This is a genomic window from Microbacterium esteraromaticum, from assembly GCF_016907315.1.
Taxonomy (GTDB): Bacteria; Actinomycetota; Actinomycetes; order Actinomycetales; family Microbacteriaceae; genus Microbacterium; species Microbacterium esteraromaticum.
Genome location: NZ_JAFBBS010000001.1, coordinates 85,715 through 108,075, shown reverse-complemented (window position 1 = coordinate 108,075; position 22,361 = coordinate 85,715). Strand labels below are relative to the sequence as shown.

Genomic DNA, 22,361 nt, shown 5'->3' with positions numbered 1-22,361 from the left:
TCTTACCCTGGAGATGATGTTGAGACGCGCGAAGATCGTCGCCACACTCGGCCCTGCAACCTCGACCTATGAGAAGGTCCGCGCCCTGATCGACGCGGGCGTCGACGTCGCTCGGCTGAACCTCAGCCACGGCGACTACTCGGTGCACGAGGCCAACTACGCCAACGTGCGTCGCGCCGCCGAGGATGCAGACCGCGCGGTGGCCGTGCTGGTCGACCTCCAGGGTCCGAAGATCCGTCTCGGACGCTTCGAGGACGGCCCCTACGAGCTGGCTGTCGGTGACATCTTCAAGATCACGACCGAGGACATCATCGGCAACCGCGAGATCTGCGGGACGACGTTCAAGGGCCTGCCCCAGGACGTCAAGGCCGGCGACTTCCTGCTGATCGACGACGGCAAGGTGCGCGTCGAGGTGGTCGAGACGGACGGCACCGTGGTGACCACCAAGGTCATCGTCGCCGGCGCCGTGTCGAACAACAAGGGCATCAACCTTCCCGGTGTCGCCGTCAACGTTCCCGCGCTGAGCGAGAAGGACGAGGACGACCTGCGCTGGGGCCTGCGCACCGGTGCCGACGTCATCGCACTGTCGTTCGTGCGCAATGCCGCGGATGTGAACCGCGTGCACGAGATCATGGCCGAGGAGGGCGTGCGGGTTCCCGTCATCGCCAAGATCGAGAAGCCGCAGGCCGTCGACGCGCTCGAGGAGATCGTCGACGCGTTCGACGGCATCATGGTCGCTCGCGGCGACCTGGGTGTCGAGCTGCCGCTCGAGGCCGTGCCGATCGTGCAGAAGCGGGCCGTCGAACTCGCCCGTCGCAACGCGAAGCCCGTCATCGTGGCGACGCAGATGCTCGAGTCGATGATCTCGAGCCCCGTGCCGACCCGCGCCGAGACCTCCGACGTCGCCAACGCCGTCCTCGACGGCGCCGATGCGGTCATGCTGTCTGGCGAGACGAGCGTGGGGGAGTACCCGATCGTGGTCGTGGAGACCATGGCGCGCATCATCGAGTCGACGGAGGAGCACGGGCTCGAGCGGGTCGCTCCGCTCACCACGAAGCCGCGCACGCAGGGCGGTGCCATCACGCTGGCAGCGCTCGAAGTGGCGGAGTTCGTCGAGGCGAAGTTCCTCTGCGTGTTCACGCAGTCGGGTGACTCGGCACGTCGTCTGTCGCGTCTGCGCTCGCGCATCCCGATGCTCGCGTTCACGCCCGAGCCGGGCATCCGTCGCCGGATGGCGCTCACCTGGGGCATCCGCTCGTCGCTGGTCGACTTTGTGCCGCACACCGACATGATGTTCCACCAGGTCGACGAGTACCTGCTGGGCTCGGGCCTCGCCGAGACCGGTGACAAGGTCGTCGTCATCTCCGGATCCCCTCCCGGGATCATCGGCTCCACCAACGATCTGCGCGTCCACAAGGTCGGCGACACGATCCGCGGTGCAGCACCGGTCTACAAGACCGGAGTCTGAGACTGAGCATTCGAGCGCCGAGGGTCAGGACTGCAGAGTCCTCCCTCGGCGCTCGTGTGCGTGTGACGCGGTACGGTGCTGAGATGAGGTCGGATACGAGGCGCATGCATCGGATCGGCGATCTGTGCTTCCGCTCGTTCACCTCGACCGGTCTCTCCGACGCCGTCTTCGTGCTGGTGCACGGCATCGGCATGTCGCATCGGTATCTGGCGCGACTGCATGCGGCTCTGTCCGCGCAGGGCACCGTGATCTCGGTGGACCTCCCCGGGTTCGGCGGGCTGCCGAAGCCCGCCGGTGACGCCGCAATCGGCGAGATGGCGGATGCCCTGGGCAACGTGCTCGACCGCCTGGACGTCAGCGGCGTCGTGCTCATCGGGCAGTCGATGGGCACGCAGTGGGTGGTCGAGCTCGCGGTCCGCCGCCCTGATCTGGCCCGAGCCGTCGTGCTCATAGGCCCCGTGGCGGACGAGCGTCGCCGCACCGCGATGCAGCAGGCGCGCCTGCTCGCTCTCGACACCATGCGCGAGCCGCCGGGAGCGAACACGCTCGTCATGGGCGATTATCTGCGCTGCGGGCCGTTCTGGTACCTGACGCAGCTGCGCCATATGCTCGGATATCCGATCGAGGAGCGCATCGCCTCGATCGACGCCCCCGTGCTGGTCATCAGAGGGGGACGGGACCCCATCGCATCCCGCAGCTGGTGCAGGCTTCTGCGCTCGTCGGCAGCCCCGGACACGATGCTGATCGAAGTGCCTGGTCGCGCGCACAACGTGCAGCACTCGGCGCCTGCTGCTGTGGCATCCGCCATCAGCCACTTCTGCCTCCAGCTCGCGCTCGGCCGATCAGAGGGCGGCACCGCGTGATCGGGGTGCTACGCCGAGCTCTGTGGTGGGCCGCGGACTACGCCTACGCCGCCGTCTGGCAGGTGCGAGCCTTCGGGAGCCGCAGTCGGGCCGAGACCTTCTCTCGCGGAGCGGGAGTGCCGATCGTCGTGCTGCCAGGCATCTACGAGACCTGGCGATTCATGCAGCCGCTCATCGAGCGAGCGCATCGCGACGGGCATCCGGTGCATGTGATCGAGCCTCTCGACCGGAACCTGCGACCGGTCGCGGAGATGGCTGAGAGCGTGAGCGGATACCTGACGCAGCATGACCTGCACGACGTCGTGCTGCTCGCGCACAGCAAGGGCGGCCTCGCGGGCAAGCAGGTGATGCTCGGGCCGGCCGCCTCGCGCGTGCGCGGGATGCTGGCCGTCGCGACCCCTTTCGGCGGATCGCGCTACGCGAGGGTCATGCTCACACGCAGCCTTCGCGCCCTCGCTCCCAGGCACCCCTCGATCGCCGCGCTGTCTGCACAGCGGCAGGCGAACGCGCGGATCGTGTCTGTCTACGCACGGTTCGACCCCCACATTCCCGAAGGAAGTGAGCTGCCCGGGGCGAAGAACGTCGCACTCGACACCGGCGGGCACTTCCGGGTGCTGGCCCATCCGCGGGTGATGGCCGAGCTGGCCGTGCTGGCCGGCTGACGCCGGGCCCGCTGACCCGTGCACGAGGGCCGCCCGCATCCGGACGGCCCTCTGAACAGGTGCCGGCGGTGGGACTCGAACCCACACGCCCTTTCGGACAGAGCATTTTGAGTGCCCCGCGTCTGCCATTCCGCCACGCCGGCCGGCACACTGCGCATACGACTGTAGCGCAGGCGGCGGGCACGGCTGCTCGCGGCTTCCGCCCCCGGGCTCGGCGTTCGACTAGGATGGACGGGTGACTGAGCAAGAGCAGCCCGAGCAGCCCACGGCATCCGCCCCGCGTCGCGTCGTCGTCGCTGAGGATGAGTCGCTGATCCGCCTCGACATCGTCGAGATCCTGCGTGACAACGGATACGACGTCGTCGGCGAGGCCGGCGACGGAGAGACGGCCGTCCAGCTCGCCACCGAGCTGCGTCCCGACCTCGTCGTCATGGACGTGAAGATGCCGCAGCTCGACGGCATCAGCGCGGCTGAGAAGCTGCACAAGGCAAACATCGCGCCCGTGGTGCTGCTGACCGCCTTCAGCCAGAAGGAGCTCGTCGAGCGCGCCAGCGAGGCCGGCGCCCTGGCCTACGTCGTCAAGCCGTTCACCCCGAACGACCTGCTTCCGGCGATCGAGATCGCCCTCGCCCGTCACGAGCAGATCATCACCCTCGAGGCCGAAGTCGCCGACATGGTCGAGCGCTTCGAGACGCGCAAGCTGGTCGACCGCGCCAAAGGGCTGCTGAACGAGAAGATGGGCCTGTCGGAGCCTGAGGCCTTCCGCTGGATCCAGAAGGCCTCGATGGACCGCCGCCTCACCATGCAGGATGTCGCCAAGGCGATCATCGAGCAGCTCGCGCCCAAGAAGTGACTCGGATGCGGGTCGCTGCCGCGAAGCGGACCTGACGCGGCTCAGAGCGAGCGAGTCGGGATTCCAGACAAAAGGGGCCCCGCCGATCGGCGGGGCCTCTTCGCGTCATCCGTCATGCGTCGACGGACCTGATCATGTTCGTGATGCGGATGGTCGAGCAGCGACGGCCCTGCTCATCCGAGACGGCGATCTCATGCACCGTCATGCTGCGTCCCAGGTGCACGGGAGTGCACACGCCCGTGACGAAGCCCGAGGTCGCCGAGCGCGTGTGGGTGGCGTTGATGTCGACACCGACAGCCAGTCGGCCGGGACCCGCATGGAGGTTCGCAGCCATCGATCCGAGCGATTCGCCGAGTACGACGTAGGCGCCTCCGTGCAGGAGGCCGACCGGCTGGGTGTTGCCCTCGACGGGCATCGTCGCGACGGCCCGCTCGACCGAGAACTCGGTGAACTCGATGCCCATCTTCTCGGCGAGTGCGCCCATGCCGCGGTGCGTCGCCCACTCCAGTCCCGTCATCTCGGTCTGCTCGGTCACATGTCCTCCTCAGCGCGTGTCCGCCGCCCTCGTTAGGCTTGCAGGGTGACGGACTCCGCAAAGCCTACCCTCATGGTCGTCGACGGCCATTCACTCGCATACCGGGCCTTCTTCGCCCTTCCTGTCGAGAACTTCACCACGAAGGACAACCAGCACACGAACGCCATCTACGGCTTCCTGTCGATGCTGGTGAACCTCATCAAGGCAGAGAAGCCGACGCACATGGCGATCGCCTTCGACACATCGCGTCACTCGTTCCGCACCGACGAGTACCCCGAGTACAAGGCCACCCGCTCAGAGACGCCGGGTGAGTTCAAGGGGCAGATCCCGCTGCTGCAGGACTGCCTGGCCGCCATGTCGATCCCCGTGCTCACCCAGGAGGGCATCGAGGCCGATGACATCCTCGCGACGCTCGCCAAGCAGGGCTCCGAACAGGGCTACGACGTGCTGGTCGTCTCGGGCGATCGCGACACCATCCAGCTCGTGAACGACGACGTCACGCTGCTGTACCCGTCGGTGCAGGGAGTGTCGCAGCTCAAGCGCTACGACCCGGTCACGGTGCAGGAGCGATATGGCGTGCCGCCCGAGCAGTACCCCGACATCGCCGCACTCGTCGGCGAAACGAGCGACAACCTGCCTGGTGTCCCCAAGGTGGGCGAGAAGACCGCCGTGAAGTGGCTCACGCAGTTCGGGTCGCTCGATGAGCTGCTCGACCGCGCGGGCGAGATCAAGGGCGTCGTCGGTGGCAACCTGCGCGACCACATCGACGACGTGCGCCGCAACCGCAAGCTCAACCGTCTGCTGAACGACGTCGAGCTGCCGGTCGGCCCCACCGATCTCGCAGTCGTGCCCATCGATGCGCAGGCTGTGCGCGACATCTTCGCGCGTCTCGAGTTCCGGACTCTGCTGCCGCGCGTCTTCGAGGCGGTCGGCGCGCCTGACGAGCCGGTGCACGACGAGCCCGCCGTGGAGGTTCCGGTCGCCGCCGAGTCATCGGCGACGGACATCGCCGCGTGGCTCGGCGCCCAGCAGAGCGAGGTCGGCCTGCTGCTGACGATCATCGGCGACAGAATCACGCGCGTGGGTGTGGCGACCGTGGACACCCTGCACGAGTGCGATTGGAATGCCGATGCGGTCGCAGCGCTCACTCCGTGGCTCGAGTGCGATGCACCGAAGGTCCTCAACGACGCGAAGCCGCAGGTGAAGGCGCTGTTGCGCGAGGGCATCCGGCTGGGCGGTCTCGCCCACGACACGCTGCTCGCGGGCTGGCTGATGCGTCCGAGCTTCCCCGACAAGACGCTCGCGCACCTCGTCGGCCGCTATCTCGACGAGAAGCTGCCGGAGTCCGACCCGACCCAGCTCGTCCCCGAGACGGATGGTGCGACACCCGCACAGGAGGCGTGGTTCACCCTGCGCACCACGGACGCCGTGCGCGACGCGATGCCGGATTCGGTCGCAGCGGTGCTCGTCGACATCGAGCTGCCTGCCGTGATCGCTCTCGCCGACCTCGAGTCGGCGGGGGTCGCGGTCTCGCATGACGTTCTCTCGACCTTCTCCGGAGAGCTGCTTGCGCGCACCGACGCTCTCGCCGCCGAGGCGTTCGCCCTCGTCGGACGCGAGTTCAACCTCGGCTCACCGAAGCAGCTGCAGGAGGTGCTCTTCGAAGACCTGCAGCTGCCGAAGACCCGCAAGACCAAGACGGGATACTCCACCGACGCCGCTGTGCTGGCCGACCTGCAGGAGACCAATCCGCACCCCTTCCTCGCACTGCTGCTGCAGCACCGTGAGGCGACCAAGCTGCGTCAGATCATCGAGACGCTCGACACGGCGATCGGCCCGGATCACCGCATTCACACGACCTACGTGCAGACCGGCAGCCAGACCGGCCGTCTGTCGAGCACCGACCCGAACCTGCAGAACATCCCCGTGCGCACCGAGGAATCGCGTCGTATCCGCAGCGCGTTCGAGGTGGGCGAAGGGTACGAGACCCTTCTCACCGCCGACTACTCGCAGATCGAGATGCGCATCATGGCGCATCTCTCGGGCGATCCGGGCCTCATCGAGGCATTCAACTCGGGAGAGGACCTGCACCGGTTCGTCGGCGCACGCGTCTTCGGCGTCGAGCCCGAAGAGGTCACCTCCGCGATGCGCACGAAGGTGAAGGCCATGTCGTACGGCCTCGTCTACGGGCTCAGCGCGTTCGGGCTGTCGAAGCAGCTGCGCATAGAGCAGTCGGAGGCCAAGAAGCTGATGCTCGAGTACTTCGCCCGCTTCGGCGCCGTGCGCGACTACCTGCGAGCCTCGGTCATGCAGGCCAAGGAAGACGGGTACACCGAGACGATCTTCGGTCGCCGGCGTCCGTTCCCCGACCTCTCCAGCCCCAACCGCGTGCTGCGCGAGAACGCGGAGCGGGCCGCCCTCAACGCGCCCATCCAGGGCAGCGCAGCCGACATCATGAAGATCGCACTCAACCGCATCCACGCCGACCTGCGCGACCGCGGTCTCGCGTCGCGCGCCCTGCTGCAGATCCACGACGAGCTCGTCGTGGAGGTCGCCGCGGGGGAGTGGGACGAGGTCGAGAGCGTCGTGCGCGATCGCATGGCCGGCGCTGCGTCTCTGTCGGTTCCGCTCGAGGTGCAGGTCGGTCGCGGCCGCGATTGGAACGAAGCGGCGCACTGATCCCGGATGCGGAGAGGGGTGCGGGCTAGGCTCGAGATCATGAGTTCAGAGCCTCGCACCCCCTCTGCCATCGATCAGATCGCGGAGAACTGGGTCGACACCCTGGTCGACCTCTCACCCATCCTCGCCACATACATCGGACGCAACGAGGCGAATGCACGCCTCGACGACGTCAGCCCCGAAGGTCATGAGCGCGCGGTCACCGCGGCGCGTGAGACTCTCGCGAAGCTGGACGCCACCGCTCCCGTCGACAGCATCGACGAGGTGACGAAGACGGACCTCTCGGCAGAGCTGCGACTCCAGCTCGAGCTGCACGACGCTCAGTGGCACCTTCGCGACCTCAACGTCATCGCCTCGGCGCCGCAGGACTTCCGTCAGGCCTTCGACCTGATGCCCACTGAGACGGTCGATGACTGGTCCGTGGTGTCCGAGCGCCTCGCGGCTGTTCCGGGTGCCCTCAGGGGCTACGTCGAGACCCTGCGCGAAGGCATCCGGCACGGTGTCGTGCCCGCCCGACGTCAGGTCACCGAGGTCGCCACGCAGATCGCGCGCTACAGCGCCGATCAGGGCTTCTTCGCCGAGTTCGCGGCAACTGCCGCTCCGGCTGACGGCCAGCTGCCGGCATCGCTCGCCCGCGACATCGCCGACCATGCAGGCGCCGCGCGCGTGGCCTACGACTCGCTGCGCGAGTTCCTCATCAGCGAGCTGGCTCCCGTGGCAGGCGACCAGGATGCCGTCGGGCGTGACCTGTACGCGCTGAACTCGCGCCGCTTCCTCGGCGCGACCATCGACCTCGACGAGACATATGAGTGGGGCCGCGAGGAACTGCAGCGGATGATCGCCGAGCAGGAGGCGATCGCGAACGAGATCCTTCCCGGCGCAAGCGTGGAGGAGGCGGTCGCGCATCTCGAGGCCGATCCATCTCGCAAGCTGCACGGGACGGACGCGCTGCAGAAATGGATGCAGGAGACGAGCGATCGTGCGATCGCCGACCTGGGCGCCAGTCACTTCGACATCCCCGAGCAGATCCGTGAGCTCGAGTGCATGATCGCGCCCACGCAGGAGGGCGGCATCTACTACACCGGTCCCACCGATGACTTCTCGCGTCCGGGGCGCATGTGGTGGTCGGTGCCGGAAGGCGTCACCGAGTTCGACACCTGGCGCGAGCTGACCACCGTGTACCACGAGGGCGTGCCCGGTCACCACCTCCAGATCGCTCAGGCCACCTACAATCGCGCGGAGCTGAACACCTGGCGTCGTGTGCTCGCCGGCACTTCGGGTCACGCCGAGGGATGGGCGCTGTACGCCGAGCGTCTGATGCAGCAGCTGGGCTATCTCGACGACCCCGCCGATCGGCTCGGCATGCTCGACGGTCAGCGCATGCGTGCTCTTCGCGTCGTGCTCGACATCGGCGTTCACCTGGGCAAGCCGACGCTGGACGGCGACGGCGTCTGGGACCACGACTACGCGCTCGAGCAGATGCGCCGCAACGTGAACATGCCAGACGAGTTCCGTCAGTTCGAGGTCAACCGCTATCTCGGCTGGCCCGGTCAGGCGCCGTCGTACAAGGTCGGTCAGCGGATCTGGGAGCAGGTGCGCGACGCCGTGCAGCAGAAGCAGGGCGACGCGTTCTCGTTCAAGGACTTCCACAAGCGCGCGCTCGACATCGGCGGGGTCGGTCTAGACACCCTCCGCACCGCCGTCATCGGCTGAGCCTCGGTGCGCGGCGCCTCTACGATGAGAGGATGCCGCACACCGAGCTTCCGAGCCGTGCATCCATCGCTTCGCGACTCGACGCCCTGCCCTTCGGCCGACCGCATCTGCGGGTGCTCACCGGATCGGGCCTTGGTTGGGCTCTCGACGCCATGGACGTCGGGCTCATCTCGTTCATCATCGCCGTGCTCGCTCAGCAGTGGCAGCTGTCGCCCGTCGAGACGGGGTGGATCGCATCGATCGGTTTCGTCGGAATGGCCATCGGCGCCAGTGTGGGCGGCCTGCTCGCCGATCGTCTCGGGCGTCGGCAGGTCTTCGCCCTCACCCTGCTGATCTACGGCCTCGCGACCGGTGCCAGTGCGCTGGTCGGCGGGGTGGCGATGCTGCTCGTCCTGCGCTTCTTCGTCGGTCTGGGCCTCGGAGCCGAGCTGCCCGTCGCCTCCACCTATGTCAGCGAGTTCGCCCCCGCGGCGATCCGCGGACGGCTGATCGTCATCCTCGAGGCCTTCTGGGCCGTCGGGTGGACGGCGTCGGCTCTCATCGGATACTTCGTGATCCCGGCATCCGAAGATGGGTGGCGCTGGGCCTTCGCCCTCGGCGCCATCCCCGCCGTCTACGCGCTGGTCGTGCGGTGGGGGATGCCGGAATCGCCGCGCTGGCTGGCCTCCCGTGGCCGTATCGCTGAAGCGGAGCGCATCGTCTCGACCTTCGAGACCGCAGCAGACCTGCGGCGCACCCCACCGGCGCGCCAGATCCCCGCTCCTCGGGCGGTGGCGGAGAACGCCGCCCAGCGGATGAGCGCGCTGTGGTCGTCCGAGTTCCGGGTGCGAACGATGTGCATCTGGCTGGTCTGGTTCTGCGTCAACTTCGCGTACTACGGAGCCTTCATCTGGATCCCGAGCATCCTCATGCAGGCCGGCTATGACCTGGTTCGGTCCTTCGGGTTCACGCTCCTCATTACGTTTGCGCAGCTGCCCGGATATGCGGTGGCGGCCTGGCTGATCGAGGTGTGGGGCAGACGGGCAACGCTGTCGGTGTTCCTCGCAGGCTCCGCCATCTCGGCCGTACTGTTCGGCACCGCGGGCAGTGAGCAGGCGATCATCGCGACCGGCATGGCGCTGTCGTTCTTCAACCTCGGGGCGTGGGGCGCTCTCTACGCGGTCACGCCAGAGCTGTATCCGACATCGCTGCGCGCGACGGGCTCCGGCTGGGCTGCGGGCGTCGGCCGTATCGCCTCGATCCTCGCACCGCTGCTCGTACCCGTCATGCTCGCCTCGGGAGGTGCCCCGCTGGCATTCTCCGTCTTCGCCGGATTCTTCATCGTCGCGACCGTCGCCGCGTGGGGCCTGGTGGATCTGCGCGGAAGGGCTCTCGACGAGCGCTGATCGGCGTCACCCCGGCCTCAGCGCGCTCGGCGCCGCAATAGGCTGAGAGCATGGCGACTGTGCGGTTCGTGGCGATCGGAGACTCCTTCACCGAGGGAGTAGGCGATGAGCTGCTCGACGGGAGCGTGCGCGGCTGGGCCGATCTCGCGGCGCAGGGGTGGGCGGATGCCATCGGTGACACGGTGCAGTACGCGAATCTGGCGATCCGCGGGCGCTTGATCTGGCCCATCGTAGAAGAGCAGCTGGAACCGGCCCTGGCGCTGCGGCCGACCCATCTGTCGTTCAACGGCGGTGGCAACGACATCCTGCGCCCCAATGCCGACATCGAGCACATCGCCGACGCCTTCTCACGTGTGCTGCGCCGCTGCGATGAGGAGGGCGTCACCCTGATCGTGCTGTCGGGCGCCAATCCCAGCGGTCAGCTGCCGATGGGACCGGTGTTCCAGCGGCGGGGCGATCTGCTGTCAGCAGCGGTGCTGCGCCGGATCGAGGATCGCCCGGATGTCATCCGAGCGCTGAACTGGCCCGATGCCGAACTCTCGCGTCCGCGCTACTGGTCACACGACCGGCTGCACATGAACTCGAACGGGCATCACCGCGTGGCTGCACGCGTGCTGCAGGCCGTCGGCGTCGAACCACCGGAGGAGTGGTGGTCGCCGACCACCGATCACCCGGAAGGACCGGTCGGTCTCGCGTACTACCGTCAGTTCGTCGGCCCCTGGGTCAAGCGCAGGGTGACACGCACCTCGTCTGGCGACGGGCGCGAGGCCAAGTATGCGACCTGGGTCGAGCGGTCGCCCCAGCGAGCGGACCCCGCGGCAGAAGGATGACGCGGCGCATCGCCCAACTGCTCGTCGGGGTGTTCCTCAACGGCATCGGGATCGCCTTCCTCGTGCGCAGTGCCCTGGGCGCGGCGCCGTGGGATGTGCTGACCCAGGGCATCACCAGGCATGTGCCCCTCTCGTTCGGCGTCGTCACTACGATTGTCAGCGCCATCGTGCTGCTGCTGTGGATCTCCATCCGGCAGAAGCCGGGAATGGGCACGATCGTCAACGGCGGCACCGTCGGTGCAGGCACCGTGCTGTGCGCTCTGCTCGTGGGTCCTCTCTGCCAGCTCTTCCTGCGCATCTTCTCGGTACCGGTGGGGCACGAACCCGCTCCACGCACCCGACGCCTCCCCGTGGACCGCTGATGGATCTCTGGGAGATGCGAAAGCTGCCGGCCGGAACCGTCGTCCTGCACGACGCACGCCGGGGCGAGCACCGGACGGTCGAGCTCGAGCCGTTCGAGATCGGCGTCTTCGCGGTGACCGAGGGCCAGTTCGCCGAAGTGCTGGGCATCGCTGCTCAGCATCCCCGCCGGCCGGCCCGCGACCTGAGCTGGTACCGCGCCATCCGGTTCTGCAATGCCGCGTCGGAGTGGGAGGGGCTCGATCCTGCCTACTCGTTCGACGGGGAGGAGATCACCTGGCACGTCGACAGCGACGGCTACCGTCTGCCGACAGAGGCGGAGTGGGAGTACGCCTGCCGCGCCGGGTCGATCGGGCCGCAGTACGGCCCCCTCGGCGAGATCGCATGGACATCGCTCGACGGAGTCGGGTCCCCGCGGGACGTCGGCATGAAGCTGCCGAATCTCAACGGACTCTTCGACACGCTCGGCAACGTCTGGGAGTGGTGCTGGGACTTCCTCGATCCGGAGCGGTACGACGACTACCGTGTCTTCCGCGGCGGCGGCTTCGCCGACGACACCTGGAGCGTGCGCGCGTCCGTGCGTCGGGGCGGTGGACCGCGGATGCACCATGACGATGTGGGCATGAGACTCGCGCGGGGTGCCTTCGACGGCGAGGATGCCGCCCAGGGATGGTCAGCGCAGGCCGACGTCGAGCAGGGCGGACGCGGCGGAGCACGGCCGCTGGGCTGGACACCCCGACGCTGATCCGCGGCGCATTCGCCGCACCCCACCAACCTCGAGCACTCAGGAGAAATGCGTATGAACAGGCCGATCGAGCTCATCGTCTCGCAAGGACGCGTGGGCGACCGCACCGCCGGCGCGCTTCCGGGCGCACTCGCGACGGGCCAGGCGATCGGCCGGATGCTCGGGCTCGAGCCCCGCATCATCGGGGATCCTTCGCCGGCGCGCACGGACGACTGGTCGGAGTGCCTTCCGGCCGCCACCGACACGCTGCACGGCCTGCGCGACGCGGTGAAGCGGGCTTTCGACAGCGGAGCAGTTCCCGTGCTGACCACCAACACGTGCGGTGCGAGCATCGGCACCCTGCCTGCGGTCGCGGAGCGCTTCCCGGACGCCGTCGTGCTCTGGATCGACGCGCACGGCGACTTCAACACCCCGCAGACGACGGAGTCGGGATATCTCGGTGGCATGGTCGTCGCAGCGGCATGCGGTCTCTGGGACAGCGGGCACGGCGCCGGGCTGAACCCCGCGCAGGTGGTCATCGTCGGCGGCCGCGACATCGACCCTGCCGAGCGGAAGCTGCTGGACGAGCATCGGGTGACCGTTCTCAGCCCGCGGGAGAGCACACCGGAGAGGGTCGCCGAGCTCGTCGACGGGCGCGACGTGTGGATCCACGTCGACTGGGATGTGCTCGAGCCCGGCTACATCCCCGCCGCCTATCGCGTCGGCGAGGGTCTGCTGCCTCATCACGTGGCAGCGATCTTCGCAGCGCTCGCACCAGGCCAGGTGACGGGCGTCGAGCTCGCTGAGTTCGAAGCCGGGGACGATGACATCCCGTCTCACCTCAGTCTCGAGCTGATCCTCGGGACGTTTCAGGCGCTGCGTCTCTGAGTCCCGCTGCTGGCTGAGAAGTCAGCGGCGCCGCGTGCGCTCGGGGTCGAGCCCCATGCGAATCCGAGTGTTCTTGCGTTCGCGGACGATGAACGACGCCCCGATCAGCCACAGCGGGATCTGCGTAGCGAACGCCCAGCGGAAGGCGTCGAGCGCGTACGTGTCCGGCGTACCAGCGCCCTGAAGGTCGAGGGTGAAGCCGATGAAGAAGATCGCGACCAGCGCGGCCAGGAAGCCGCCGGAGTTCGTCACGCCCGTGGCGGTGCTGAGACGGTGGGCAGGATTGTGGGTGCGCGCATGGTCGAACGCGATCATCGACGCCGGACCGCCGGCAGCCAGACAGACCACGAGCACCACCAGCAGCCAGATCGGCGCAGGACCTGGCCAGAGGATCACGGCGCTCCATGCGATGACCTGGACTGCGACGCTCGGCAGCACGAGGGCGAGAGAGCGTCGGGTGGGAATGCGTCGCGACAGAGTGCCGAGAATGGGGCTGAGTGCCATGCTGACCAGCACGTTCACCGACAGGATGCCTGCGGCTTGGGCCGGCGACAGCCCCTGCCCTGCGGTGAGGAAGGGCATGCCCCACAGAAGCAGGAACGCCGTGCTGGCGAAGGGGGTCGTGAAGTGCGACCAGAACGCCAGGCGGGTTCCGGGGTGCGCCCACGCCGCGCGGATTCCGACTCCTGTGTCGATCGCGGAGGTGATCACCTGGACCAGTCCAGTCTCCGTGTTCACCGTCACGTCGGCGCTGCGTTCCGGCGGATGGTTGCGCACGAGCATCCAGACGAGGATGGCGAAGAGCAGTCCGAGACCAGCGATGCTGCCGAAGGTGATCGACCAGCTGGTCGAGTGCAGCAGAGCGGCGAGAGGCATCAGGGCGACCAGCTGGCCGGTCTGGCCGATGAGTCCGGTGAACTGGCCCATGACGGGTCCGCGCTGAGCGGGGAACCATGTTGCGACCAGCCGCAGCACGGCCGGGAAGATCGCCGCATCGCCGGCCCCGAGCAGCACGCGGGCGATGAGGGCGATGCCGATGCTGGGAGAGACCGCCATGACGAACTGACCGAGTGCCATCAGCAGCATGCCGACCACCATGATCGGGCGCGACCCGTACCTGTCGAGCAGCACCCCGATGGGGATCTGAAGGCCGCCGTATACTGCGAGCTGCACGACGGCGAAGAGCGAGAGGGTCGCGGCGTCAGCCTGGAAGCGCTCGGCGGCATCGACGCCGACGGCGCTGAGCGAGCTGCGGTTGGTGATCGCGAGAACGTAGGCGGCGACCGCCACACCCCACACAAGCCATCCGCGCCAACCAGGTGTCATACGGGGGAGGGGAGTGGCACTCACCCGTCAAGGCTAACGCCGCTCGGGGTTCGCACAGACCGCGTGACACGAGGCGTCTGGCGGCGCAGACTCGGACCATGACTCCCTGGGTGCTGCATGTCGACATGGATCAGTTCATCGCTGCGGTCGAGGTGCTCCGGAACCCCGAACTCGCAGGAAAGGCAGTCATCGTCGGAGGCAACGGTGACCCGGCTGAACGGGCGGTGGTCGCCACGGCCTCGTACGAGGCGCGTCAGTTAGGGATCGGCTCCGGGATGCCGTTGAAGGTCGCGGCGCGCAAGGCTCCTGCCGATGCTGTCTTCCTGCCGGTGGACCACGCTGCCTATGAGCAGGCATCGGCCGAGGTCATGGCGACCCTGCGCGCTCTGCCCGAAGTCACTCTTGAGGTGCTCGGCTGGGACGAGTGCTTCCTCGGCGTCTCCACCGAGGACCCCGAGGCGGTTGCCCATCGAGCACAGGCGGCGGTGCTCGCCTCCACGGCCCTGCACTGCTCGATCGGGATCGGAGACAACAGGATCCGGGCGAAGATCGCGACGGGGTTCGGCAAGCCGCGGGGAGTCTTCCGGCTCACCGAGCAGAACTGGTTCGATGTCATGGGGGAGCGGTCGACGCGCGACCTGTGGGGCGTCGGGTCTCGCGTGCAGAAGCGGCTGGCGGCTCACGGCGTCCAGACGGTGCGTGAGCTGGCCGACGCCGATCAGGGGGAGCTCGTCGCGGAGTTCGGCCCGAAGATGGGCGTCTGGTATCGCGATCTCGGATACGGCCGCGGCCCGGCGGTAGTCGATGACACGCCGTGGGTGGCACGCAGCCACAGCCGCGAGACGACGTACCAGCAGAATCTCACGACGGCGGAGCAGGTGGCCGACGCTGTCCGTGATCTGGCTGTGCGCGCGTACGACGACTGCGCAGCGGAAGACCGCCCGATACAGCGGGTGCACCTGAAGGTGCGCTACGCGCCGTTCGACACGCGGACCTTCGGCCGCAAGCTGGCGACGCCCACCTCTGATCGCGCGGAGTTCGTCGCGGCAGCTCTGGAGCTCGCCGCCACGGTGGAGGCTGAGCGGGAAGTGCGTCTGCTGGGCGTGCGCGCGGAGATGACGATGCCGGGGGACGAGGATGCGGTGGAACGAACACCGATCCGCGGAAGGATGTGACCTCGTCGTCCGCCGCATCGAAGATCTCTACTCGCCCGTCGGCAACGGCCTCCTGCCGAGCGATCCGGATGCCAAGGGGAGTCGAGCGCTGTCAAGCCCATCGGCTGGTCGGGTCTCGGGCACCTACAGTGGCATATCGTCGCTGCGCACCCGACCAGGCGACAGGAGGACTCGATGACCGCCGATGACTCGTTGACGAACGCTGAGCTGATCGATGGGCGCTACCGGATCCTCGAATGCGTCGGCCGCGGCGGGATGGCGCAGGTGTACCGCGCCGACGACACGATTCTCGGACGCGTCGTAGCGCTCAAGATGCTTCGCAGCGAACTCGAGGGGAACGAGGCCTCGGCAGGGCGTGCGCGCGGTGAGATGACCGCGCTCGCCTCTCTGAACCACCCGGCACTCGTCACGCTGTACGACGCCCATCTGGTGCCGGGACGTCCCGAGTACCTGGTGATGGAGTACGTGGACGGCCCCACGCTCGCCGAGCGCATTGCCGATGGCCCGCTCGCGCCCGGAGACGTCGCGGCACTCACAGCCGACCTCGCTGAAGCTCTGCACGTCGTGCACAGCGCCGGAATCGTGCATCGCGACATCAAGCCGTCCAATGTGCTGCTGTCGCGGGCGCCGTTTCCGACGAGTCGATCGGGCGCGAAGCTCGCCGACTTCGGCATCTCCGCCATCGTCGACGCCGCGCGGCTCACCACACCGGGGATCGTGATCGGCACCGCCGCGTACATCGCCCCCGAGCAGCTGCAGGGCGCGATGCCTGCCGCGCCGGCCGACATCTACTCGCTCGGCTTGATGATGCTGGAGGCCCTCACCGGGACTCGGCCGTTCCCGCAGGCAGAGGGGATCGGCGCCGCGCTGGCGAGACTCGACACTGCTCCTGTGGTGCCCGCCGACCTCGGGTCGGCGTGGTCGAACCTGCTGACGGCCATGACGGCGTCAGACCCGGGGGAGCGGCCCACAGCGTCGGAGGTGTTCACCGCAGCATCCGAGCTCACCACGGCTTCCGCTCGGCCGCCCCGTCCGGTGATTCCGGCTGCTGCGGCGGCAGCCGCCGCAGCAGCGGCGGTGGCGCGCTCGTCGGCTGCGGATGCGATGGCCGCTCCGACCGACGCTGTGACTGCCGCGATGACGACCTCGACGGGTGCGGGGGCCCTTGCGTCGACCGGCGCGACTCCATCCCCGTCGTCAGCAGCGACGTCTGATATGCCGATGGGCGCGGCATCCTTGCCCGCGGAGCCTACTCCGACTCGCGTTCTCGCCCGCTCAGCGCCGGATGGCGAGCCCGACCGCTCGACGACGCGCCGTCGGCTGGGATTCGTCGGGGCGGTCGCGGCCGTGGCCGCGGGCGCCGCGGTACTCGCCGGGGCGTGGATGGCCGGGAATGCCGTACCCGAACCCGCTGCGACGAACCCGGCCGACACCGGGCCATCGGAGATTGCGACCCCGACGCCCGAAGCGCCGGACGAGACACGAGACTCCGGTGTCGTCGGGAACACATCGGACGACAAGAACTCGGAGAAGGATCGCAAAGCTGAGAAGGAAGCCGAGAAAGCATCCGAAGAGCAGCGGAAGGCCGTAGAGAAAGCTCAGAAGGATGCCGAGGAAGCGGCCGAGGATGCTGAGGAGGCCGCGGAGGATACGGGGGATCAGCAGCTGGAGGAAGCCGAGCCGTCACCCGGCACCAAGCCGACACCGGATGGTGACTCGGGGTCGACGCCCTCGCAGTCGCCGCCGCCCGCCGGGTGAGGGGGGAGTCGTTCTCATGAGGAACTTCGGCACCGAAGGCGACCGGCAGGTCGCATCCCATCGCACCTCTCTTCTCAAGAGGGGAGTGGCGTCGCTCACGCGCCCGTCCGTCGCTCTGCGCCGGGTCCGTCTGCTGCCTCGCTGGGTGCGGCGGCTCGACTCACGCGCGGCGCAGCGGATCAACGGCCACCGGCATCTGCCAGAACTCGACGGCGCTCTCGCGCGGCTCTCGCATCGTGCGGATCGCAGCCGCCTCTGGTTCCAGATCGGGACGCTGCTGTACCTGATGGGCGGAGCGCCGCGCCGGGGCGCGGTGCGAGGCATCGGATCGCTGATCGTAGGGAGCGCACTGGCGAACCTCGTCGGGAAACGCGTGTTCGGAGGTGATCGGCCACTCCTCAAGGACGTTCCGGTCCCGCGTCGCCTGCGGAAGACACCGACATCGGGGTCGTTCCCTTCGGGGCACTCCGCGTCGGCGGCTGCTTTCGTGACGGGGGTCGCCCTCGAGTCCGGGCGCTCGGGCGCCGTGCTTGCACCGCTCGGTGCGGCCGTGGCATATTCTCGCCTGCATACCGGCGCGCACTGGCTGTCGGATGTCATCGGGGGAGGGGCGCTCGGCGCCGCGGTCGCGGTCCTCGGGCGGATGCTCGTGCCGGCGCACCCGCGACCCGAGCCCACGCACCGAGGGGCGATGGTCGAATTGGCTGCGCTGCCTGACGGCGCCGGCGCTCTGATCTTCGCCAATCCCGCCTCTGGTATCGACCCGCTGCGTCCGGAGCCCGCCTCTTTCCTGGCGAAGGAGCTCCCGTCGGCCGAGGTGCACCTGCTCGCGGACGGGGATGACATCGCACATCTGGTGCGTGACGCCGTCGCCTCAGATGACCCTCCTCACGTGATCGGAGTCTGGGGCGGCGACGGCACGGTAGCGAACACCGCAGATGCCGCGCGGCGCGCTCACCTGCCGTTGGTGATCTTCCCGGGAGGCACGTTCAACCACTTCGCCCGTACCGCCGGTGCGGCGACGCTGGACGATGCGGTGCAGGCGCTGAAGACGGGCGCCGGTCGACGCGTCGACGTCGCGGAGCTCGCGATCGACGGAGGTCGCCCCATGACCGTCATGAATGTCGCGTCGGTGGGCGTGTATCCCGGTTTCGTCGCCGAGCGCGAAGAGATGGAAGGCGCGCTGGGCAAGCCTGTGGCGACGCTCATCGCCGCCATCCGGGTCCTGGCGTGGGCTCGCACCCTTTCAGTGCGAGTGGACGGACGAACCGCGCGCGTCTGGTCCGTCGCAGTCGCAGCAGGGCAGAACTCATCTGCATCGATGGTGCCCCTGCAGCGGCGTCGCCTCGATGACGGTGTTCTCGACGTGCGCGTGCTGCATGCCCGCGGACGCATGCCGCGCCTTCGTGGCCTCGTCGCATTGACGTTCGGGGTGCGGGCATCCGCCCTGCTCGATCGGGTGCCGGGCCGCGCCGAGCTCGCGACGATCGAGGCGTTCACCGCGCAGGAAGTGCGCATCGAGGCCAGGACCTCCTCGGGTGAACCCGTGCACATCGCGCACGATGGCGAGGTCTCAGCGCTGGACGGAGGCACCGCCGTGGCGACCGTGCGGATCGTCCCCGGTGGCCTCGAGGTCTACGGACTCGCCGATGAGGACGGATAGTCCATCGGGACGCGGGACCAGATGACGAGATCTGTGCGCCCCGTATCGGTGAAGCCGGCGTTGCGCGCCACGCCCTCGCGGGTGAAGCCTGCGGCACGGGCGGTGGCGAGCGACCCGGTATTGCCGGGGGAGATCCGCAGCTCGACACGTTCGAAGCCGAGGCCCTCGATCAGCCAGTCCGTCGTGCGGCGCAGTGCCGCCGACATGAGCCCCTGACCGCGGTGGAGCGGAGCGGTCCAGTAGCTCAGTTCGAGGGTGCCTGCGCGCCAGTCGACGCGCTTCGCGTCGATGCTTCCGGCGAGCATGCCGTCACGGCGGATGCCGATGACGAGACCGCGTCCCTCACGCCTCATCTGCTCAGAGATCTCCGCGCACCATGCCTCGCCCATCTGCAGTGTGTACGGGGAGGGGAGGGGCAGCCACCGCCGCAGCTCAGGGTCCGAGAAGGCCGATACGAGCGCAGGCGCGTCGTCAGAGGTCAGGTCTGACAGCGTGAGCTGCTCGACGGTCAGGTCGGGATGCGGGAACGCAGGCATGAGTCGACTCTAGGCCGGTGGGTAATCCCGTTATCCGCTTCTCGCGACGTACCACCTGACTTCCGAGTAACGTCGTCAGCATGGCGACCTCGAATCCAGCCGAGTTGCAGCCGTACGACGATTCGTGGCCACGGAGCATCGAGGTTCTTGGCCGCGATCGGCGAGCGTCTTGCCGGTCTACCTGGCGCTGGCGATGCTGAGTACGATCACATCGGATCGACGGCGATGCCCGGGCTTGCAGCCAAACCGTACCTCGATCTTCAGGTCAGGATCTCACCGCTGCCAACCGATAGTGACGTGTCCACAAGGCTCGAATCCTTGGGTTTCGAGCGCGCCATCGGTTCCAGGCCTGACTCCCCAGGCGTCTATCGCGACATCCCGCGCGGGTCGGAACGAGTCGACGACGTCGTATCGGAGAAGTCGATATTCACCAATGCCTCCGAAGGCGTGATCCTGCCTGCACGTGGTGTCGACGTGAACTGACATAATGTGCATTATCGGTTATTCCGGATGCGGGGTGGATGCGCTCGTCGATGGCATCCTGATCCGTCATGAGACGTATTCGGCGAGGTGCTGGCCGGTCAACGTCGACCCATCCGCGATGAGCTCAGCGGGAGTCCCTTCGAAGACGACCCGACCGCCGTCGTGACCTGCACCTGGCCCGATGTCGATGATCCAGTCGGCGTGCGCCATCACCGCCTGATGATGCTCGATGACGACGACGGTCTTTCCCGAGTCGACCAGTCGATCGAGCAGACCGAGCATGTTCTCGACGTCAGCGAGATGAAGGCCGGTCGTGGGCTCGTCGAGCACGTAGATGTCGGCCTTCTCGCCCATCTGGATCGCGAGCTTGAGCCGCTGACGCTCACCACCCGACAGCGTCGACAGAGGCTGGCCGAGCGTCAGGTACCCGAGACCCACGTCCTCCATCCGCGAGAGCACCGAGACCACCGCGGGGATCTTCGTCTCGGCGGCAGAGAAGAAGGTGTGCGCCTCCGCTACAGGCAGGTCGAGCACCTCGGTGATGTCCAGCCCGCCCAGCTTGTACTCGAGCACTCCGAGCTGGAAGCGCTTGCCGCCACAGTCCTCGCACGGCGTCTCGATCGTGTCCATGAAGCCGAGCTCCGTGACGATCACGCCGGATCCCTTGCACGACGGGCACGCCCCCTCGCTGTTCGCGCTGAATAGCGCCGGCTTCACCCCGTTCGCCTTGGCGAACGCCTTGCGGATCGGCTCCAGCATGCCGGTGTACGTCGCAGGGTTGCTGCGGCGAGATCCCTTGATCGCGGTCTGATCGATGGCCACCACGCCGTCCATCGGAGTGATCGAGCCGTGCACGAGAGAGCTCTTGCCCGATCCGGCGACGCCTGTCACGACCGTCAGCACACCTGTGGGCACGTCGACGTCCACATCCTTCAGGTTGTTGACGTCCGCTCCCCTGACCTCGATCACGCCGGCGTGCGGCCGCACCTCGGTCTTGAGCGCCGCCCGGTCGTGCAGGTGGCGCCCTGTCAGCGTTCCGCTGCGCGTCAGCTCGTCGACCGTGCCCTCGAAGCACACCTCTCCCCCGCCGCTGCCTGCGCCGGGTCCGAGGTCGACGACACGATCGGCGATCGCGATCGTCTCGGGCTTGTGCTCGACCACGAGCACCGTGTTGCCTTTATCGCGCAGCTGAAGCAGCAGCGTGTTCATGCGCTGGATGTCGTGTGGATGCAGACCGATCGTCGGCTCGTCGAACACATAGGTCACATCGGTGAGCGAGGATCCGAGATGGCGCAGCAGCTTGATCCGCTGCGCCTCTCCCCCACTCAGCGAGCCCGAGGGTCGCTCCAGGCTGAGATAGCCGAGACCGAGGGTGACGAAGGAGTCGAGGTTCGCGCGCAGCGCGTCGAGCAGCGGCGCGGCGCCGGCCACGGAAAGCCCCCGCACCCACGCCGCGAGGTCGGTGATCTGCATCCGGCACGCGTCGGCGATGCTCGTGCCGTCGATCTTCGATGACCGGGCGCCCTCGGTGAGACGGGTGCCATCGCATTCAGGGCACGTCTTGAACGTCGCCACGCGCTCGACGAACGCGCGGATGTGCGGCTGCAGAGCGTCGATGTCCTTCGAGAGCATCGACTTGGTGATCTTCGGGATCAGGCCCTCGTAGGTCATGTTGATCCCCGAGATCTTGACCTTCGTCACCTCGCCGTAGAGGAACAGCTGGCGCTGCTTCTCGGTGAACGATGAGACCGGCTTGTCGGCCGGATAGAACCCCGACTGCGAGAACCCCTTCACCATCCAGCCGTCCGCCGTGTAGCCGGGCACCATGATGGCGCCCTCGTCGAGGGACTTCGACTCGTCGACGACCTGGGCGAGATCGATGTCGGACACCGCTCCCCTGCCCTCGCACCGCGGGCACATGCCGCCGAGGTAGACGACGTCCTTCACGATCTTCTTCTCGCCCTTGGGTCCGGTCATCACCCCGCTGGCCTTCTGCGTGGGGATGTTGAACGAGAACGCCGTCGGACCGCCGATGTACGGTACGCCGAACTTCGAGAACAGGATCCGCAGCATCGCGTTCGCGTCGGTCACCGTGCCCACCGTCGACCGAGGGTTGGCGCCGAGGCGCTCCTGATCGACGATGATGGCGGTGGTCAGCCCCTCCAGGACGTCGACGTCGGGACGGGGAACAGACGGCATGAATCCCTGCACGAACGCGCTGTAGGTCTCGTCGATCATGCGTCGAGACTCGGCAGCGATCGTGTCGAACACCAGCGAGCTCTTCCCCGATCCCGAGACGCCCGTGAAGACGGTCAGCCGGCGCTTCGGGAGGGTGACCGAGACGTCCTTGAGATTGTTCTCGCGGGCGCCTTCGACGCGAATGCTGTCGTGGCTGTCGGCGGGGTGGTCCTGTGGCACGGTGGTTCCTTCATTCGGATGGCGATGGATGCCTGTCACGGC

Annotated in this window: 19 protein-coding genes and 1 tRNA gene; 15 read left to right on the top strand and 5 right to left on the bottom strand. The window is 67.9% G+C overall.

Translation table 11 applies throughout. The features are described from left to right. Positions 1-19: 19 nt before the first annotated feature. The 3 genes from pyk (at position 20) to JOE67_RS00540 (ending at position 2,993) form a co-directional block, all read left to right on the top strand. A complete protein-coding gene (pyk, locus tag JOE67_RS00550; protein WP_204976549.1) occupies positions 20-1,468 on the top strand; it encodes a pyruvate kinase in 1,449 nt (482 codons plus the stop codon). A gap of 104 nt (positions 1,469-1,572) precedes the next feature. Continuing rightward, positions 1,573-2,331, top strand: a complete 759-nt coding sequence (locus JOE67_RS00545; protein ID WP_204973634.1) for an alpha/beta fold hydrolase — start codon at positions 1,573-1,575, stop codon at positions 2,329-2,331. After that, entirely contained in the window at positions 2,328-2,993 is a 666-nt protein-coding gene (locus tag JOE67_RS00540; protein ID WP_204973633.1) for a lipase family protein, read from the top strand. Before JOE67_RS00545 ends, JOE67_RS00540 begins: the two co-directional genes overlap by 4 nt. A 60-nt stretch (positions 2,994-3,053) precedes the next feature. Here JOE67_RS00540 and JOE67_RS00535 read toward each other — a convergent pair. Further along, positions 3,054-3,136 (bottom strand) — tRNA-Leu (locus JOE67_RS00535). 92 nt (positions 3,137-3,228) lie between these two features. On the opposite strand from JOE67_RS00535, the gene JOE67_RS00530 reads away from it, so the two are divergent. Further along, positions 3,229-3,846, top strand: coding sequence for a response regulator (locus JOE67_RS00530; RefSeq protein WP_204973632.1), 618 nt, complete (start codon positions 3,229-3,231; stop codon positions 3,844-3,846). Between the two features lie 112 nt (positions 3,847-3,958). Here the strand turns inward: JOE67_RS00530 and JOE67_RS00525 are convergent, their stop codons facing one another. Further along, on the bottom strand, positions 3,959-4,363 hold the full coding sequence (locus tag JOE67_RS00525) for a hotdog fold thioesterase (protein WP_204976546.1): 405 nt from the start codon (positions 4,361-4,363) through the stop codon (positions 3,959-3,961). A gap of 63 nt (positions 4,364-4,426) precedes the next feature. Between JOE67_RS00525 and polA the strand changes: the two genes are divergently transcribed. The 7 genes from polA to JOE67_RS00490 are packed head-to-tail and all read left to right on the top strand — an operon-like array spanning position 4,427 to position 12,960. After that, positions 4,427-7,060 (top strand): DNA polymerase I, encoded by a 2,634-nt coding sequence (polA, locus tag JOE67_RS00520; protein ID WP_204973631.1) that lies wholly within the window; start codon positions 4,427-4,429, stop codon positions 7,058-7,060. Between the two features lie 39 nt (positions 7,061-7,099). Next, a complete protein-coding gene (locus tag JOE67_RS00515) occupies positions 7,100-8,773 on the top strand; it encodes a DUF885 domain-containing protein (RefSeq protein ID WP_204973630.1) in 1,674 nt (557 codons plus the stop codon). 32 nt (positions 8,774-8,805) lie between these two features. Then, positions 8,806-10,158, top strand: coding sequence for an MFS transporter (locus tag JOE67_RS00510; RefSeq protein ID WP_204973629.1), 1,353 nt, complete (start codon positions 8,806-8,808; stop codon positions 10,156-10,158). 50 nt (positions 10,159-10,208) lie between these two features. Next, positions 10,209-10,988 carry an SGNH/GDSL hydrolase family protein gene (locus JOE67_RS00505; protein WP_204973628.1) on the top strand — a complete coding sequence of 260 codons (780 nt, stop codon included), beginning with the start codon at positions 10,209-10,211 and terminating at the stop codon, positions 10,986-10,988. Next, entirely contained in the window at positions 10,985-11,350 is a 366-nt protein-coding gene (locus JOE67_RS00500; protein WP_204973627.1) for a DUF6198 family protein, read from the top strand. The genes JOE67_RS00505 and JOE67_RS00500 overlap by 4 nt, the downstream gene beginning before the upstream one ends. Next, positions 11,350-12,093, top strand: coding sequence for a formylglycine-generating enzyme family protein (locus JOE67_RS00495; protein WP_204973626.1), 744 nt, complete (start codon positions 11,350-11,352; stop codon positions 12,091-12,093). The genes JOE67_RS00500 and JOE67_RS00495 overlap by 1 nt, the downstream gene beginning before the upstream one ends. 54 nt (positions 12,094-12,147) lie before the next feature. Beyond that, entirely contained in the window at positions 12,148-12,960 is an 813-nt protein-coding gene (locus tag JOE67_RS00490) for an arginase family protein (RefSeq protein ID WP_204973625.1), read from the top strand. A gap of 21 nt (positions 12,961-12,981) precedes the next feature. Here the strand turns inward: JOE67_RS00490 and JOE67_RS00485 are convergent, their stop codons facing one another. Then, on the bottom strand, positions 12,982-14,286 hold the full coding sequence (locus JOE67_RS00485) for an MFS transporter (protein ID WP_204976537.1): 1,305 nt from the start codon (positions 14,284-14,286) through the stop codon (positions 12,982-12,984). A gap of 98 nt (positions 14,287-14,384) precedes the next feature. Here JOE67_RS00485 and JOE67_RS00480 point away from each other — a divergent pair, with 98 nt between their 5' ends. From JOE67_RS00480 to JOE67_RS00470, 3 genes are all read left to right on the top strand, one after another. Next, positions 14,385-15,461 (top strand): DNA polymerase IV, encoded by a 1,077-nt coding sequence (locus JOE67_RS00480; protein WP_204973624.1) that lies wholly within the window; start codon positions 14,385-14,387, stop codon positions 15,459-15,461. Between the two features lie 174 nt (positions 15,462-15,635). Then, positions 15,636-17,219: a serine/threonine-protein kinase gene (locus JOE67_RS00475; protein ID WP_204973623.1), complete on the top strand. Its 1,584-nt coding sequence runs from the start codon at positions 15,636-15,638 to the stop codon at positions 17,217-17,219. A gap of 16 nt (positions 17,220-17,235) precedes the next feature. Continuing rightward, positions 17,236-18,882, top strand: a complete 1,647-nt coding sequence (locus JOE67_RS00470) for a bifunctional phosphatase PAP2/diacylglycerol kinase family protein (RefSeq protein ID WP_204973622.1) — start codon at positions 17,236-17,238, stop codon at positions 18,880-18,882. On the opposite strand, the gene JOE67_RS00465 is transcribed toward JOE67_RS00470, so the two are convergent. Next, positions 18,855-19,418 (bottom strand): GNAT family N-acetyltransferase, encoded by a 564-nt coding sequence (locus JOE67_RS00465; protein WP_204973621.1) that lies wholly within the window; start codon positions 19,416-19,418, stop codon positions 18,855-18,857. The genes JOE67_RS00470 and JOE67_RS00465 overlap by 28 nt on opposite strands. Before the next feature lie 147 nt (positions 19,419-19,565). Here JOE67_RS00465 and JOE67_RS00460 point away from each other — a divergent pair, with 147 nt between their 5' ends. Beyond that, a complete protein-coding gene (locus JOE67_RS00460) occupies positions 19,566-19,901 on the top strand; it encodes a GrpB family protein (RefSeq protein WP_239527932.1) in 336 nt (111 codons plus the stop codon). Positions 19,902-19,967: 66 nt separating this feature from the next. Here the strand turns inward: JOE67_RS00460 and JOE67_RS00455 are convergent, their stop codons facing one another. Continuing rightward, positions 19,968-22,319 carry an ATP-binding cassette domain-containing protein gene (locus tag JOE67_RS00455; protein ID WP_204973619.1) on the bottom strand — a complete coding sequence of 784 codons (2,352 nt, stop codon included), beginning with the start codon at positions 22,317-22,319 and terminating at the stop codon, positions 19,968-19,970. Positions 22,320-22,361: the final 42 nt, after the last annotated feature.